This is a genomic window from Pseudomonas sp. 24 E 13 (genome assembly GCF_900004715.1).
Taxonomy (GTDB): domain Bacteria; phylum Pseudomonadota; class Gammaproteobacteria; order Pseudomonadales; family Pseudomonadaceae; genus Aquipseudomonas; species Aquipseudomonas orientalis_A.
In genome coordinates this window covers 282-17350 of sequence record NZ_CVTO01000103.1, presented here as the reverse complement: position 1 = coordinate 17350, position 17069 = coordinate 282, and the positions used below count along the sequence as shown (strand labels likewise).

8 protein-coding genes, 1 rRNA gene and 1 pseudogene are annotated in these 17069 nt (G+C 59.1%); 4 read left to right on the top strand and 6 right to left on the bottom strand.

From position 1 onward, the window contains the following. Positions 1-145 precede the first annotated feature (145 nt). Together rrf and BFP90_RS09690 are read left to right on the top strand one after the other, a co-directional pair. Positions 146-261 (top strand): 5S ribosomal RNA (gene rrf, locus BFP90_RS09695). A gap of 274 nt (positions 262-535) precedes the next feature. Then, positions 536-2416 carry a methyl-accepting chemotaxis protein gene (locus BFP90_RS09690; protein WP_065894036.1) on the top strand — a complete coding sequence of 627 codons (1881 nt, stop codon included), beginning with the start codon at positions 536-538 and terminating at the stop codon, positions 2414-2416. A gap of 51 nt (positions 2417-2467) precedes the next feature. Here the strand turns inward: BFP90_RS09690 and BFP90_RS09685 are convergent, their stop codons facing one another. The 4 genes from BFP90_RS09685 to BFP90_RS09670 all read right to left on the bottom strand — a co-directional run bounded on the left by BFP90_RS09685 (position 2468) and on the right by BFP90_RS09670 (position 8629). Then, on the bottom strand, positions 2468-5845 hold the full coding sequence (locus tag BFP90_RS09685) for an amino acid adenylation domain-containing protein (RefSeq protein ID WP_065896540.1): 3378 nt from the start codon (positions 5843-5845) through the stop codon (positions 2468-2470). Continuing rightward, entirely contained in the window at positions 5842-6789 is a 948-nt protein-coding gene (locus BFP90_RS09680) for a diiron oxygenase (RefSeq protein ID WP_065896539.1), read from the bottom strand. Before BFP90_RS09680 ends, BFP90_RS09685 begins: the two co-directional genes overlap by 4 nt. After that, the gene (locus BFP90_RS09675; protein ID WP_065896538.1) at positions 6786-7544 is read right to left on the bottom strand and encodes a DUF3050 domain-containing protein; all 759 of its coding nucleotides are present in this window, start codon (positions 7542-7544) and stop codon (positions 6786-6788) included. Before BFP90_RS09675 ends, BFP90_RS09680 begins: the two co-directional genes overlap by 4 nt. A gap of 374 nt (positions 7545-7918) precedes the next feature. Beyond that, positions 7919-8629: a GntR family transcriptional regulator gene (locus tag BFP90_RS09670; protein WP_065894040.1), complete on the bottom strand. Its 711-nt coding sequence runs from the start codon at positions 8627-8629 to the stop codon at positions 7919-7921. Positions 8630-8881: 252 nt separating this feature from the next. On the opposite strand from BFP90_RS09670, the gene lapG reads away from it, so the two are divergent. After that, positions 8882-9574 (top strand): cysteine protease LapG, encoded by a 693-nt coding sequence (gene lapG, locus BFP90_RS09665; RefSeq protein ID WP_065896537.1) that lies wholly within the window; start codon positions 8882-8884, stop codon positions 9572-9574. Between the two features lie 14 nt (positions 9575-9588). Next, the gene (gene lapD, locus BFP90_RS09660; RefSeq protein ID WP_065896536.1) at positions 9589-11535 is read left to right on the top strand and encodes a cyclic di-GMP receptor LapD; all 1947 of its coding nucleotides are present in this window, start codon (positions 9589-9591) and stop codon (positions 11533-11535) included. Positions 11536-11744: 209 nt separating this feature from the next. Here lapD and BFP90_RS09655 read toward each other — a convergent pair whose 3' ends face one another. Together BFP90_RS09655 and BFP90_RS09650 are read right to left on the bottom strand one after the other, a co-directional pair. Next, positions 11745-12083, bottom strand: coding sequence for a tryptophan synthase subunit beta (locus tag BFP90_RS09655; RefSeq protein WP_065884439.1), 339 nt, complete (start codon positions 12081-12083; stop codon positions 11745-11747). Between the two features lie 151 nt (positions 12084-12234). Beyond that, positions 12235-17069: pseudogene (locus BFP90_RS09650) on the bottom strand (LapA family giant adhesin); the annotation flags it as partial.

The following is a 17069-nucleotide window of genomic DNA, read 5'->3' as shown; positions in this document are numbered from 1 at the left end:
TGGGGTTTCCCCATGTGAGAGTAGGTCATCGTCAAGATTAAATTCCAGAACCCCTGTTTGCTAACGCAAATAGGGGTTTTGTTTATGTAGAAGCTCATGAATTTCACCGGTACGTTGCAATGCAACGGGCTGGTACACAGAATTTCTTGACGACCATAGAGCATTGGAACCACCTGATCCCATCCCGAACTCAGCAGTGAAACGATGCATCGCCGATGGTAGTGTGGGGTTTCCCCATGTGAGAGTAGGTCATCGTCAAGATTGAATTCCGAAACCCCTGTCTGCTAACGCAGACAGGGGTTTTGTCGTTTAAGGCCGCCAAAGGCTGATAATCGACTGCGTCTCTACCGCCTGTCGGCGCCTTGCTCTAAAAAAGGAAGATTCACACAAAACTCTAAGATTTATCATTTTCTGGCCGAAAGCCTGACGAGCCATGTGTGCACCGAGATAGAGCGGTCGCAGAGTCCGCCTATTGCGTTACATGGAATGTTCCACTCGGCACGCTCACCCCCCTTTGGCAAAAGAAGTCGATGAAATGAATCTCAAGTTCAGTCATAAAATTCTGTTGGCGGCGTCAGGCGTCGTGGTTCTGGCCTTCGCGCTGTTCACGCTCTATAACGATTACCTGCAGCGCAACACGATCAGGCAAAACCTGGCGTCCTCCATCCAGCAGTCCGGCGAGCTTACCGCCAGCAGCGTGCAGAACTGGCTCAGCGGCCGCATTCTGGTTCTGGAGAACCTGGCACAAAACGTTGCTCATCAAGGGAGTGGCGCCGATCTGCCGGGTTTGGTCGATCAACCGGCATTCACCTCCAACTTCCAGTTTACCTACGTGGGTCAAACCAACGGTGTGTTCACCCAGCGTCCCGATGCGAAGATGCCCGAGGGCTATGACCCGCGTCAGCGCCCTTGGTACAAGCAAGCCGTAGCGGCGGACAAACCCATGCTTACCCCGCCTTACATGGCAGCTGTGGGCGGCCAGATCGTAACGATCGCCATGCCGGTGAAGAAGAACGGAGAGTTGTTGGGCGTTGTGGGTGGAGACTTGAGCCTGCAAACCTTGGTGAAGATCATCAACTCGGTGGATTTCGGCGGTATTGGTCATGCGTTCCTGGTCAGTGGTGATGGCCAAGTCATCGTCAGTCCTGACCAGGACCAGGTGATGAAAAACCTCAAGGACATCTACCCAGGCACCCAGCTGCGCATCGAGAAGGTTAACCAAGAGGTTGTCCTCAATGGACAGGACCGCATTCTCTCGTTTACGCCAATCAGCGGTTTGCCAGGGGCTGACTGGTACATCGGTCTGTCTATCGACAAAGACAAAGCCTATGCCGCACTGGGTAAATTTCGCACCTCAGCATTGATAGCAATGCTTATCGCCGTGGTGGCGATTGCCGTGCTGCTGAGTCTGTTGATCCAGGTATTGTTGCGCCCGCTGACCACCATGGGCGTCGCGATGAAGGATATTGCCCAGGGCGAAGGTGACCTGACCCGGCGCCTCGACGTTACGAGCAAAGACGAGTTCGGCGAAGTCGGCAGCGCATTCAATCAGTTTGTAGAGCGTATCCACGCCTCGATTTCCGAAGTGTCCTCGGCGACACGCCAGGTGCATGACCTGTCCCAGCGCGTGATGGCATCGTCCAACGCGTCGATCATCGGCTCCGACGAGCAGAGTGCACGTACCAACAGCGTGGCTGCAGCGATCAACGAACTGGGCGCCGCCACCCAGGAAATCGCACGTAACGCCGCCGATGCTTCACAGCATGCCAGCGGCGCCAGTGAGCAAGCTGACGATGGACGCAAGGTCGTCGAGCAAACCATCCAGGCGATGTCGGAACTGTCGCAGAAAATCAGCCTGTCCTGCACTCAGATCGAGACCCTTAACGCCAGTACCGACAACATTGGTCACATCCTCGATGTGATCAAGGGCATCTCCCAGCAGACCAACTTGCTCGCGCTGAACGCGGCCATCGAAGCCGCCCGTGCCGGCGAAGCCGGGCGTGGTTTTGCCGTGGTGGCTGACGAGGTGCGTAACCTGGCTCACCGTACCCAGGAGTCGGCTGAAGAGATTCACAAGATGATCACTTCCCTGCAAGTGGGTTCGCGTGAAGCCGTGACCACCATGAACGCCAGCCAGGTTTCCAGCGAAGAAAGCGTTGAAGTGGCTAACCAGGCGGGTGAGCGTCTGGTCAGCGTGACACAGCGGATCGTTGAGATCGACGGCATGAACCAATCGGTCGCCGCAGCGACCGAGGAGCAAACGGCGGTGGTTGAAACCCTCAACGTCGACATCAACCAGATCAACCTGCTGAACCAGCAAGGCGTGGTCAATCTCAATGAGACGCTCAAGGACTGCGATGCGCTGTCCCAGCAGGCCAGTCGATTGAAGCAATTGGTCGATAGCTTCAAAATCTGATCCTGCCGGCAGTCGGAGCGAGGCCTCCCGTTCCGACTGCCCTGGTGCCGCTCAGAGAAAGCCGATGGCTTTCAGGTAGTCACAGCCTTTGCGTAACAACACGGGGCTCTTTGGCGGATAGTGTGCGCCCATTTGCTCCAACCCCCATTGGGCGTTGCTGTAATGGATCATCGACGTGTCGCCGATGTCCTCACCCACCCCATCAAGGTAGAAGCCCAGTACGCCGAACAACGCATTGTCATGGCCAACTGTTCGCAACGCCCGTTGCCACTGTTGAAGGCTTGTCCGTTCGAAAATGTGTCCCGCCTGGCTGAACGCATCAAGGTACTGGTCCCAGCTCAGCGGTTGTGGATTGTGCAGGTTGAACACGTTTCGCCCCGCGACAAAACGCCGGCAGTGAAACGCAATGAAGCGTGCCAGGAAGTCCACCGGCATCAAGTCGAAATTCCCTTCCATTCGAGGGACCCTACCCAATTGCAGCGACCCCTTGAGCATCAACATCAAGCGATTTCTATCGGGTTGGCAGACGCCGTTCCGGCTGTTGAAACTGATGTTGCCCGGTCGATGAATATTCACCCAGGCCCCTTGCTCGACTGCTCGCCCCAGCAATCGCTCGGCCACCCATTTCGAGAGGTTGTAGCCGTTTTTGACATAGAGCGGTAACGCGCCGCTGGCGGGCGCTTCAAGCACATACCGATCAGTGTCGAGGGTACTGCAGGCCGACAGCGTCGAAATGAAATTGAAGACCTTCTTACAGTAGGTCTCGCAAAGGCGCAGGCATTCAAACACCGGTTCGACGTTGTCCCTGGCCAGTGCTGTGTAGTCCATCACATGGTTGACCTGCGCGGCATTGTGCACAAGCACGCCATGATGACGGGCGAGGTGCTCGAATGCCTCAAAGGATAGGCCCAGGCGCGGCTGGCGCAGGTCTGCGGCGTACACCTGCACTCGGCGCAGGTCCAATTGTTCCAGGCGATATTCGCGCAGCGCCTGGGTGAATCGGTCCGCCGCCGACTGGCCGGGGAGCGCTCGCACGAGGCACGCGACTTCTTGCGCTCCCCCCGCCAGCAATGCCTGGACGATATGCACGCCGACGAAGCTGTTGGCTCCCGTGACAATCACCTTGCGCGGGTCTCCGGCGCGGGTCTCGGGCAGCACCTCAAGCTTCAGGGCTCGGGATGCATCGCTTTCCATCTGGCTGAAAGATGTATCCGGCAGCGCTTCGCCCTCCAGCTGCAAGGCAAGCGTACGAATCGTCGGCGCTTCAAAAAATTGGCTCAGGGAGAAGCTGCGGCCAAATTGCTCGCGCAAGCGCAGTAGCAAGGTGGACAGCAGGATCGAATGGCCACCCAGGCTGAAAAAGCTGTCGTCGATCGATAATTCGCCGGCAGACAACCCCAGCAACTCCCCCCACAACTGCACCAACTGCGCCTGGACTGGCGTGTGGGTGCTGCGACGAGTGATTTCCCCGGTGCGGGTACCTGGCACCTCCCGCAACGCCGTGCGATCGATCTTGCCGTTGCTTGAAGATGGCAGGCTCGGCAGCTCGCTCCAGGCGACCGGTTGCATATGCTCGGGCAACCACTGTCGGGCATGATCCTTCAGCCTGGCCAGGGTCGCACCGGGTTCGGGCTGGGCAGCAAAGCCAATGATTCTGCAGGCCTGATCAATCACCACGGCTACTTGGCGAAACAACCGACTGCTGCGCAGGCACTGCTCGATTTCCTGAGGCTCGACTCGAAAGCCGCGGATCTTGACCTGATCATCCCGTCGACCGCCCAACTCGATACCGTCCGGCGTCCATTTCGCCAGATCGCCGCTACGGTAAGCCTGCAGCCATTGTCCATCAGGCAGCGCCAGTTTGACGAACGGCGAGTCAGCGTGCGGCAGATCGTTCATGTAACCCTGGCTGACGCCCGGGCCTGCGATGTACAGATCGCCCATCACTTGCTCATCCACCGGTTGCAAGTGGTCGTCGAGGATCAGGACCTGGCTGTTGGCAATGGGCAAACCGATGTTGCGATTGCTGTCACTGAGCCGAAATGTTCGATGGGTTGCCAGTACTGTGGCTTCGGTAGGGCCATAGAAATTGTGCAACTGGCATTGGCCTGCCAGTCGCTCGATCACGTAGGGTTCGCAAAAATCGCCGCCGGTGAGCAGGTGGGAGAGGCCCAGAGGCTGGTCCAGTGGCAGGATGCTGAGTAACGCCGGTGGTAAAAAAGCGTGAGTGACACGTTGCAGGCGAATCAACTCGACCAATTGCTGAGGATCCTGACGCTGCTCTGCGCTGGGAACAATCAGCTCTGCGCCCGCCATCAAGGCGGGGAAAATATCGATCAGCGAGGAATCAAAACTCAGCGGTGAAAATTGCAGGACGCGACTCTCCTCATCCAGCGCCACACAGGTACTGAGCCAGGCGGTGAAATGCGCCAGATTATGTTGGCTGAGCAGCACACCCTTGGGCTGCCCGGTGGTGCCGGAGGTGAACAGTGCCATGCACGGCGCATTGGCATGGGGACGATGACGCATCAGCGGTTGAGCAGGGTCGATGTCGCGTGAGGCGAGCCTACTCACGTCAAGTGACACGAAATGATCTCGCAGCGGGTGCAGGCCATTTTCCAGCAGCACGCAGGCACCTGCGTCTATCAACATGCGGTGCTGACGTTTTACCGGGTGACCCGGGGCCAGAGGCACATACACCGCGCCGCAACCCAGCACGGCCAGAATGCTCGCGTAGAGTTCGGTAGATTTTTCCAGGCACACACCCACCACCGATGGGGTCTCGTTGCTCTCCAGCAGGGGCAGCAGGCGTTGTTGAATCGCCATGGCTTTTTCCTGCAGTTGGCGATACGTCACCATGCGACCCGCGATATTCAGCGCCGTGCGATTGGCGAAGGCGCCAAGGCTGGCCTGCAGGCGTTCGATCATGGGCACCTGTGCCGCGCGAAGCAGCGCGGTATCTGCCGTACGATTGAATCGATGCATGAACGCCAGCGCCTCCAGCCCTTGCAAACCCTGTTCAAGCGCTGCGTCGGAGTGGGTCATTGGGCAGAAAAAGCCCGGATCCCTTGAGAATCCGCTGACCAATGACGCTGCCCATTCCACCAAGGCGTTCGCCGCCCGACGCCGCAGATGCTGGCCGTTGCCGCTGGGCTCCTGGGCAACATCGTGTACGGCCACCAGGCGCCGCTCGCGGTCGTAGCAGCGAAACTGCAGCCTGGGCAGCCCATGTTCGGACGGGGGGCCGATAACCAGGCGCAGGCTCATCCAGGCCGCGTCTGTGGACAGGGCTGACGGTGGCTGACTACCGTCCTCGATCACAAGGTCGACCGACTCGCCCCCAACGGCATGCCCGTATTGTTCCAGTACGTGCCTGAGGGCTTCCAGCGCGTCACCGGCCACGCCCCATTCAATCGTCAGGCGCCTCATGCCAGCCTCCCCGACGCGGGCAAGTAGTCGTCCAGGGCGCGTGCCACGCTGCAGGTGTGCAGCAGGCCGCTGTGATGCAGGAAGCTCATGATGTTGCCAACCAGCGGGTGCTGGCGGGTGATGGGAAAGTCCAGCGCCACGATTTCATCCTGCAGCGCCGAACGAACATCGACACTGATGTCCAGGTGTTGGATCAACTGCAGGTCGAAGCCTTTCTGCAGGTCGTTGGTCAGGTAATGGCTCAGGAACGTCGGTAGCACAGCCGCAATACTGTCCCGATCCTGCGCGCTTGCCGACTGCCAATAGATGCGTACCAACTGTGTCCAGAACTGTGCGTGGCGCCCCTCGTCAAACAGGTGGTCGGCCATCAGCCCGCGCACGGACGCCTTGACACTGTCGTCCTTGGAAAAGGCCGCCACGTCATGGGTGACGGTGTTTTCGGCGATGGCCACGACGATCAACTCCACCGCATCGCGCAAGTGCTCCGGTGCCTGCGCCTGCGCTGCCGGCAGGGCACGGCTGAGTTCGATCTGCCCGGGCAGGTCGAGCGGCTGGATACCGGTCAGCTCGATGGCTTGCTGCAGGAAGTCCAGTGCTACCAATGCGTGGTAATCCTCATCCACCACGACGGTCATCGCGTCGTAGCGGCAGGCGAGGGGCAGCGGCAGCGAGAAGCGATTCTTGGCAATACTTCGGGCAGTCTTATCGACAATCTCGGTTTCGAAAATCACGATGTCATGGATGAATCGATAAAAGCTTTGCGCCAGCACGAAGTCACGCCATTGCGGGCAGTGGTCGAGGAAGGTTGCAGTCAGCACCAGGGGTTGGCGGCACAGGGGATAGATCAGCCTGTCGTCGTCTTCCATGATGCGGCGCGGACGCGTACGGATAGTTGCCCGACGTTCCCAGTCTTCGGCGAAGGAGCGGTAGTCGATGGGGCTCATGGGTGTACCTCTGGCATCGAGGCCCGTACGTCATCCCAGAACGCAATGCGACTTTCCAGGGCATCAAGGGCGGCACTGTGGGCTTGTTGCCGGCGAGTCGGATCTGCGTCGATCAAATGCTGGAGCACCTGTTCTGCCGCCGGCCCATGCTCCTGGCTGTCCAGTTCGATATGGCGGTTGAGGTAGTAACACAAGGTGGGGGCCTGACGAGCAATGAAGGGGCTGCTGCTCAGGAGGCGCTCGAACATTGAAGCTATAACGCCTTCACGTCCGTGCAGGAAGGCCGCCGCTACGCAGTGCGTGGGCGCGCTGAGTGCGAGTTGCCAGGTGCTGTCGACGAAGCGCGGCACTCCAGAGGGCGCTCCGACCCTTTGCAGCGCCGCGCTGACCTCAACACCCTGGTGTTGAAGATCAATGAAATGTGCGATGGCGCGGGTGTCGGCGCCCACCTCCACCATGGCATCCAGGTACAGCTCAAAGTGGCTGCAGTGGCCCCGCGTCGGGTGCTCATCCGACTCCTCACCCAGCACGATTTCATTGATCAGACGTGCGGCCTGTGGATTGACGGGCGGAAGCCAGGGGATCTGGGTACAAGTAAGATCTTGTTGCAGGCGTTTGGTCAGGGTCATGAAGTCCCAAACCGCAAACACATGGCTCTCCATAAAGTGTCGCAGTTTGCCAAGTGAAGTTATTTCTGGAAATAACGGGTGGTTGCACAGTTGCAGTTTTTTTTGTTCAAGAAAATGATGGTGCATGGTTGACGCCTATAAAATTGTTGCGACTGCTCTAGTTGCAGTGATGGAGTGTTGTAGTTGTTAGATAAAAGATTAACGTTGAAGTGTGCCCACGCCACTAGTGCGGGCTCACTATGCGGCCTGCTGATTGATAGGTTTATTGGGTTGGCGAGCGATAGTAAGCTGATTAAACGTCTGGATGAACTTGTTAATGTATTAGATGTTTTTTCGAAAAAAGCTTCCGAGAGAAATAGTTATTTTAAGTGTGAGAGATTTCTTTATTTAACGCCGATAGTTAAGGCTTGCGAGGTGTTTACGGCGTTAGCGGCGCGGGACGCTTCCGGACAGGGAAAGGTGCCGCGCGGTGTAGAGGCTGGAAGAGCGCTGCGCACGCCTTATAACGTGCCTTCTTGATCCGCAGTGTCGAGGCCATTGAGGTATGTATTGATGACCTCCATGCCTCGCATCAAGTGATTACGCAATGTCAGGATGCTTTCGTCGATTTTTTTCTGCACCACCAGGCTGAGCAGTTCGCGGTGGTCCTCTTGTGACGTCTCGCCCAGCCCCATTGCCTCAAGGTTGAAGCGCAGAAACCGCTCTTCCTCATTCAGCCCATGTTCCACCAGTTTGAGCAGGCGATGGTTTGGCGCCTTGCCGTACAAGACCATGTGAAACAGGCGATTGAGGCGGCCGATCTCGCTGTAGTCTTTCTCACGCTCCAGCGCATTGATACAGGCCTCTGCCTCCGCGATATCAGCCTCGGTGAGCAATGGGATCGACAAGCGCAAAGCCTCGGACTCCAACAGCATGCGCAGGGCATAGGTCTCTGCCGAATTGTCCTCAATCAACGGGGCGACCACTGCCCCCTTGTGCGTCACCACATGCAGCAGGGATTGGGCTTCCAACTGGCGTAATGCTTCGCGCACCGGCATGCGGCTGACGCCGAACAGGCTGGCGAGCTCTTGCTGGCGCATAGCGGTGCCACAGGGCAACCGTCCATCGAGAATGGCGTTGCGCAACGTTTCTTCAATAACGGCGCGGGCAAGATGAGCGGGAATAGGCCCGCTGACCTTGATGCTGCTTAAAGGGTTCGGCTTCGGCGTCACGGTTACGCTGGCCTCCTTTGTTGAATAATAGAGTGTGTTTATTGGATCCAATGAACATTAGGGATGGCCCGAGCACTTGTCAAACCACCAGAGTTTCCGTTTGTAAGGGCTTACAGCGGGTATTTTGTGCGTCTCACATAAGGTGGTTACAAAGTCGCTCTACCAAGCGATGATCTCACTATGCCATTGTTTTTTCCGGGACGAAGCTTCACCATCTGCTGAAATTCCGTCTCTCTTCATGGACTGAACGCCTTGGCGGTAAGTTTTATTCCCTATCGAGTTCTTTGCTGGCTTTTATCAGCGATCTTATTGGCCGGCCTGATGCTTGGCGGGCTGCATGCCGATTGGGATTTCTCGCAGATCAGCCGCAAGGCCAGCGCCCTGTACGGGCCGTTGGGCGAAGGCCAGCCGCGTATTGATGCCTGGCAGCGGCTGTTGGCCAGTCAAAAGCAGGTCAGCGAACAAGAACAGCTCAAGGTCGTTAACTTGTTTTTCAACAAACAAATGACCTACGTCGAAGACATCGATCTCTGGCACGCGGTCGATTATTGGGAGACACCCATCGAAGCCCTCTGGAAGGGCGCCGGTGACTGTGAAGACTACGCGATCGCCAAGTATTTCAGTTTGCGTCACCTGGGTGTGTCCAGCGACAAATTGCGCATTACCTACGTCAAGGCCTTGCGTCAGAATCGCGCGCACATGGTCTTGACCTACTATTCCACCCCCGACGCGATCCCGCTGGTGCTCGACAGCCTGATGGACGACATCCTGCCGGCTACCCGCCGTACCGATTTGATCCCGGTGTATTCATTCAACGCCGAGGGCCTGTACCTGCCCGGCGCCAAGGGCAACAAGAAGGTCGGCGATACCAAACGCTTGTCGCGCTGGCAGGATGTGTTGAGAAAAATGCGTGCGGAAGGCTTTCCAGCCGAGCCTGACAACTAGGAGTAACTGATCGGATGTCTTTGTTCAAACAGCTGTTGATCGCAATCTGTCTGTTCCTGGTGGTCGCCTTCAGCGGCAGCTTCATGGTCAGCCTGGAAAGTTCGCGCACGCAATACGTCAACCAGTTGCGCTCCCATGCGCAGGATGCCGCGACGGCGCTGGCGCTGTCGCTCACCCCCAACATCGATGACCCGGCCATGGTGGAGCTGCTGGTCAGCTCGATCTTCGACAGTGGTTACTACGCCAGTATCCGCGTGGTGGACCTGGCCACGGACAAAACCATCGTTGAGCGCAGCGGCATTCCCGACAACAACGGCGTGCCCGCCTGGTTCGTTAAATTGATCGGCCTGGAGCCGGCCGGTGGCGATGCGCTGGTGAGCCGCGGTTGGGAGCAGGCGGCGCGCGTCGAGGTGGTCAGCCATCCGATGTTCGCCCTGGCCAAGCTCTGGCAGAGTGCCCTGGGCAGCCTCGGCTGGTTGTTGCTGTGCGGTGCGGTCAGCGTGGTGCTTGGCGGGTTGTTGCTGCGTCGCCAATTGAAACCGTTGGACTACATGGTCAAACAGTCCCACGCGATCGCCCGCCGAGAATTCCTCAGCCTGCCCGACCTGCCGCGCACGCCGGAACTGCGCCGAGTGGTGCAGGCGATGAACCAGATGGTGGAAAAGCTCAAGGCACTGTTCCAGGAGCAGGCCGAGCGCAGCGAAAAGCTGCGCACCGAATCCTACCAGGACAACCTCACCGGTCTGGCCAACCGACGTTATTTCGAGATGCAGCTCAACGCCCGCGTCAGCAATCCCGAAGAAACCAACTCCGGCTACCTGCTGGTGTTGCGCGTCAAGGACCTGGCCGGCTTGAACCAGCGCCTGGGGGGCCAGCGTACCGACCAGTTGCTGCGAGCGGTCGGTGAACAGCTGCTGCGCCAGTGCGAGCCGTACCCGGAAACCCACAACCTCGTAACCCGTATCCGTGGCGGCGAGTTCGCCGTGCTGGCGCCCGGGCTGACGCGTGAAGAAGCGCTGCAATTGGCGCAGAACCTGGAAAGTACGTTGCTCAGCCTGCAGGCCACCGGCGCCAGCGACGTCGCGCCCGTGGCCTATATCGGCCTGGCACCGTTCAGCCATGGCGATGCGCCGCAGGCGCTGCTGACCCTCGCCGATCAAGCCCTGGCGCAGGCCGAAGGGCAGGGTGACAGCACTTGGGTGTGCCTCGATCACAGTGCCGCCGCCCGCGTCGGTGACGATCATCATGCCTGGTACACGCTGTTGGACCAGGCGCTGACGCAGCAGCGTTTCGAGCTGTACTTCCAGCCGGTCGTCGCCAGCCAGGACCCGCAGTTGGTCCTGCACTACAAAGTGCTGTCGCGCTTGCAAGACGTAGATGGCCATACCCTGCCCGCCGGGCGTTTCCTGCCATGGCTCGAGCGTTTCGGCTGGTCGGCCCGCCTGGACCGCTTGATGCTCGAACAGGTGCTTAAACAGATGACCGGCCACAGCCATAACCTGGCGCTGAATCTTTCAGCCGCGACCCTGCAGGACCCTGAGGCCCTGCAGCGTATTTATGACCTGCTGCGTCAGCACAGCAACCTGGGCTCGCGCCTCACCCTGGAAATCGGTGAAGAGCAATTGCCGGAGCAGCCTGTGCTGGAACAGATGACCCAGCGCCTGCGCGAATTGGGCTTCTCCCTGAGTCTTCAGCGTTTCGGCGGGCGATTCAGCATGATCGGCAACCTGGCCCGCTTGGGCCTGGCGTACCTGAAAATCGACGGCAGCTACATCCGCGCCATCGACCAGGAAAGCGACAAGCGCCTGTTTATCGAAGCCATCCAGCGCGCGGCCCACAGTATCGACCTGCCGTTGATTGCCGAGCGTGTGGAGACCGAGGGTGAGCTGAAGGTGATTCGCGAGATGGGGATTTTTGGTGTGCAGGGCCAGCTGTTCGGCGAGCCGGCGCCCTGGAAATAACGCAGAACACATGTGGGAGGGGGCTTGCCCTGATTTGATCGTTCCCACGCGGAGCGCGGGAACGATCAAAGGCTTTTTGTAGGAGCGAGCTTGCTCGCGAAAAACTCACAGGCACCGCGTTCATTCAGGAAGCACGCGTTATCGTTGACGTTTTTCGCGAGCAAGCTCGCTCCTACAGACGGTATCAGGGCAAGCCCCACATTCAGGGCTCAGATAAGCCCTTTCTCATCATCATTGATCAACTGACTCAACCCACCCAACGCTTCCCGCGCCTGGTTACGGTCCATCAGTTTGGCCTGGGCTGCGGGCGGCAGGTCCGTCACGCTGATAACGCCCTTGCGGGTGAGCACCTGGATCAAGTCGTCCAGCACCCGAATCATCTCCAGGTCACTCTGCTTGAGTTGGGCCAGGCTGGTTTCCACCACTTCGTTGGCGTACCAGGCCTGGATCTCATGGTGATCGGCCGGCAGTGTGTCGGTGGATTCGGCAAAGGCGGCGGCCTCTACGCGACTCAACGCGCCCTGTGCATCACGTTGCACGTAAAACATAAGAACCCCTCGAAGATGAGCCACACACCTTTAGCCCCATAGGCTGGCCGTGTGTTGATAAACGCGAGTATGCGATGCAACCGGCCGCCAGGGCCAGCAACGTATCGCCCGGATAAATCGGCCGCCTCGAGGGCGGCCGACTTATCCAAGCTTAGGCGGTGTGATCGATCTTGATGGTCGGATCTGCACCGCTGATCAGCGAGTTGATGCTGGTATGGGACCAATCGTTGCCTTCCAGCTTGATGGTCACATCCGCATTGGCCACGCCGCCAGCGGTGTTGAGCTTGCCTTCGCTGCTCACTTGCAGGGTCGACACGCCTTCTACCGTGGTGATCTTGAGGTAGTTGTCGATGGTGCTGTCCGTCTCGCCTTTGAGCAGGTCGCGCAGGTCAATCCGATCACCTTCCGATGCCTTGAAGTCCTTGATCACGTCATTGCCGATGTCACCGGCCTTCCACATGAAGGTGTCGGCACCCGAACCGCCGATCAGGATGTCGTTGCCCTGGCCACCGATCAACGTGTCGTTGCCGGTGCCGCCCAAGAGGATGTCATTGCCCTTGCCGCCGTCCAGCACGTCGTTGCCGCCCTGGCCGAACAGAATGTCATCGCCGCCACCGCCGATCAGCGTGTCATTGCCGTCCTTGGCGCCGGATACGTCAAAGTCCGCGTAATGCTCGGTGACGTACTGGTGCACGTTCGAGGTGGTGACCGACGAGACGGCAATACCGGTTTTCTGTGCCACAAAGGCCTGCAGCGCGTTGTAACCCTCACCGGTCACCCCGCTGAAGCTCACCAGGTCGCCAAACAGAATGTCATTGCCGTCGCCACCGCTGACGGTGTCCGCGCCTGGCAGCGTTGCTTCGGTGTGGCCCAGGATGGCGTTGGCCAGGTCCTTCGGATCGATGTTGCTTTGCGGCTTGCCATCGCTGTCATACGGCTTCAAATCATTGAGGCTGACCTCGTTGTTGATGCCGATCGCTTCCACTTGCGACAGGCCTTTGAGCAGCAAGAAACCGCTGTTGGCGTTATCGCTGGTTGCCGTGTCAGTACTGCTGCCGCTGCCGTTGCGGTACGAGACCTCGAATGTACCGTCGCCCTGGGCATGCACGGTGCCCCACACACCGTTGTCGTACCAGCCGCCGTTGCGGGTTTGCACCCACTGGTGTACCTGGCCGTCACTGTCGATCAATTGCAGGTTGGTGCCATTCACATTGATGCTGAACGTGTTACCCAACACATAATTGTTGGCGTTGACGTAGTCGTCCAGGCGTCCATCGGTAGTACTGCTCTTGTAGAAGTCGACCACCATCGGGTTGGTCTGTTCGCCGCTCTGGTAGTACGTCGGTTGGCCGTCGGTGATGAAGTAGGTGAGGTTGGTGGCACCGGTGTTGCCAGTGGCCAGGCCGCTCTGGAAGAAGTTGGCCGTGGTCTTGAATACGTCTTCGTAGTTCGTGCCGCCACCTGACGACATTGAGTCCAGCACCGCCTTCAAGAGCGTCAACGCATTTGGATCATTGAGGTTGATCGCAATGGATTTGTTCACCTGAGTGTCGAAATCCGCAAGGAAGATGTTCACGGTCCCGGAGGTGTTGGCACCCAGGCTGTCTTTGAGCGAGTTGAACACCGTGGTCAGCGACGACTTCGCCGCGTTGATCGACGCTGTGCTCATACTGCCGGAGCTGTCCACCATGAAGGCAATGTTGTAGTTCTTGCCCTGCACCACGTTCAGGCCACCGATGTCGGCCACAACAATGTCGTTGCCATCGGTGCCGATGATCGAGTCGCTGCCCGAGGTGCCGGTGACCGAACTGTAGATGGCGGGGTACACGGTGACGGGCAATTGCGCGGTGGTGCTCGCCGACCCGCCGATGCTCTCGGTAGACGTCGAGGTGACGGTGAGGTTGAACTGGCCGCTGTAATAGGTCGGCGGCTTGATGGTCAGGGAGCCCAGGTCCCAGCCGTTGACGTTGACTTCGCCTACGGTCTTGGTCGCGGTAAAGGTGTGTCCCGCTGCGTCGGTAAGCACCGAGCCTGCCGGTATGCCACCGATCTTCACGGCCAGGGTTTCCGAACCGTCGGTATCGGTCAGCGCGCTGGTGATCTTGGACAGTTTGACGCTGCCGTTTTCCAGGCCTTCGTTGAGCTTGTAGCCCACGTAGTAACCGTCACCATTGCTGCCATGCAGGTCGGACACGGTCACGCCGGCGTTGGTCAGGTCGGTGATACCGGTGTACAGCGGCACGGTGCCGGTGCTCAGGTTCTGCACCGTCCCGCCGTTGATCGACAGGTTGACGTCGAAGCTGCCAGGTCCCGCCTGGTTGGCCTGGTAGATCTCAAGGCTGTAATAGCCGCTGGCCGTTGGCGTGAACGTGCCGCTGAACTTGCCGCTGTTGGTGCCCCACAGGCCGCTGGCCACTTCTTTGCCGCCGACGTTGATCACCAGGCTGTCATCGGCGACGCCGCTGAAGGTGTAGTTCTTGCCGGCCTCCATGTACATCAGGCCGGAGATTTTGGCACCCGAGCCGGGATTGACGTTTTCGGTGGACTCAACGTTGGTTATGACCGCGCTGCTGTTGGGCGTGCCGGCGCCATCAATGGCTTTTTTCAGTACGTCCGGTGCGGCGCCGTTACCGTTGGTGCCAAGGCCCGAGATGCTGCTCCAGCTCTGCTTGATCAGGCCGGTCGAGGTGACGTTATTGTCAGCCACACTCAGGGTCGGTGCATCGGCCACCGGGGTGATATCGACTTTCACCGTGGCGCTGCTGCCCAGGTCCTTGCCGTCGGTAGGCTGGAACTTGAACTGTGCGTAATCGGCCTGCTTGTTACCGATGCCGGTGCCGCCATAACCGTCGGCGCCGGACTCGTTGGCGTTGGGCATAAAGCGCAACTGACCGCCATCGACCTGAGCTTTGGTAAAGGTCTGGCCGCTGGTCACGTTGGCCCAGGTGGTGCCGTCGGCCGCCAGGTATTGCAGCTTGCCGGCCACCGGCAGGTCGGTGATCTTTACGCCGAGGCTGGCTTGTGGCGAGTCCACGTCGGTCACGCCGAAGTTGGCCCAGGTCAGCGCGAGCGCAGTGTCTTCGGTACCGGTTACGGCCCCGCCCGTTGCCACTGGCGCATCGTTGACGGCCAGCACGTTGACGGTGGTGGTGGCGACGTTGGAGTAGTTGCCGCCGTCGGTCACCGTCACGGTAATAGTGCGCGGCGTGGTGCTTGGGTCGTGGCTGTTGTTGGTGAACGTGATGTTCTGGATGCGCTGCATGTAGTCAGCCAGCGTCGCGCTGCCCGACAACGTCAGGGTGATGACGCCCGTCTGGTTATTGGTGCTGACGCTGATGCCATTGACGGTGTTGCCCTCGTTCAAGGCATCACCGGCTTGCACGTTGGTCAGGGTGACCGTTGCGCCGGTCAGCAGCGTGCTGTCCGGGTCGGTGATCCTGATATCGGTGTCGGCAATCGACACACCCTGCCCGGCGGTGCCTTCGGTGAAGGTGGTCTTGTAATCGTTGCCGCTGGCGCCGCTGGAATTGTTGGCGTCCAGGTCGATGACCGGCGGTGCATCGTTGTCGAGGATATCGGTGCTGACGGTACCCTTGTCGATCACCAGGTTCTCGAAATTGCCACCGGTGGTCTTGTCGATGGTGATGACGATTTTTTCCGTCGGCTCGGTGATTTTGTCGTCCAGCGTGCGGATATCAAACGGCACGCTGCTGGCGCCGGCCGGAATCTTCACGGTGTACACGCCATTGAAATCCGAGCCGTCGGTGGCCGTGCCGCTGTACTTGAGCGTGACGGTCAGATCGGTTTGCGCCGGGTTGCTCAAGTTCAGCGTGTAATGCGCGGTGCCGCCTTCAGTCACCGATGCGTCGCCGCTGAGGCTGAGGGTGGTGTTGGTGACCACATCCGTAACTTTGGTGACGACGGTGCTGCCATCAACCATCAAGTGCTCATATTTGTCGCCGCCGCTGACGACGCCGCTGATTTTGGTCGTGACGTCATTGGCGCCGACATACGCATCGTTAGGCGCGGTGGCCGTGGTGAAATTGCTCGACTTGCCGTTGCCGATGGTAATGGTCGAGCCATTATCCAGCTTAACCACCAGGTCGGAACCGAGGTTGGTGACTGCCGCGCCGTTCTTGTCGACCAGCGACGCGGTGTAGACAATCTGCCCGCCTTCGCTGACCGAGCCGGTGGCTTTGAGCACCACCGTCACATCGTCGATGGTGTCGTTGATCGTGGTGGTTGCGCCACCCGGTGTAACGGTCACACCCTCGAAATTGCCACCGGTCGTGCCGGTGATCTTGACGGTCTGAGTGCTCTTGTCGATGAACACATCATCGCTTGGTGCCGCAACCGTCACCGTGCCCACGGTCGCACCCTGCTTGATGGTGATGCTGGAACCGTTGTCCAACTGCACCACCATGTCGCTGCCGGCCTTGTTGCTCAAAGTCGCGGTGTAGGTGATCTGGCCACCTTCGTTGACGGCGCTTGGCGCGCTCAGCGTGACACTGGTCAGATCGGTGCTGCCAGGGGTGTCGGTCACGGTGGTATTGACCGCCGTGGTGCCTGGCACCAGGTTTTCGAAATGCTCGCCACCGGTCACGGTTTTGATGGCGGTCGTGACGGTTTGATCGCCTTTGTAGACGTCATTCGGTGCCACGGCGGTGACCGTGCCGCTGGATTGGTTCACACCGATGGTGATGGTTTTGCCGTTATCCAGGGTGACGGTCAACGGGTTGGTGATGTTGGTCACCGGCGCGCCGTTTTTATCCACAAGGCTGGCGGTGTAGACGATGTTGCCGCCTTCGCCAACCGTAGTGGTGGCGGTCAGTACAACGTCGACCTTGTCGATGGTGTCGTTGATCGCGGTGCTTGCGCCGTTGCCTGCGACTTCCAGTTTTTCGAAGTTGCCGCCAGAAGCGTCGGTGATTTTGACGATCTGGGTGCTCTTGTCGATGAACACGTCATCGCTTGGAGCAGGCACGG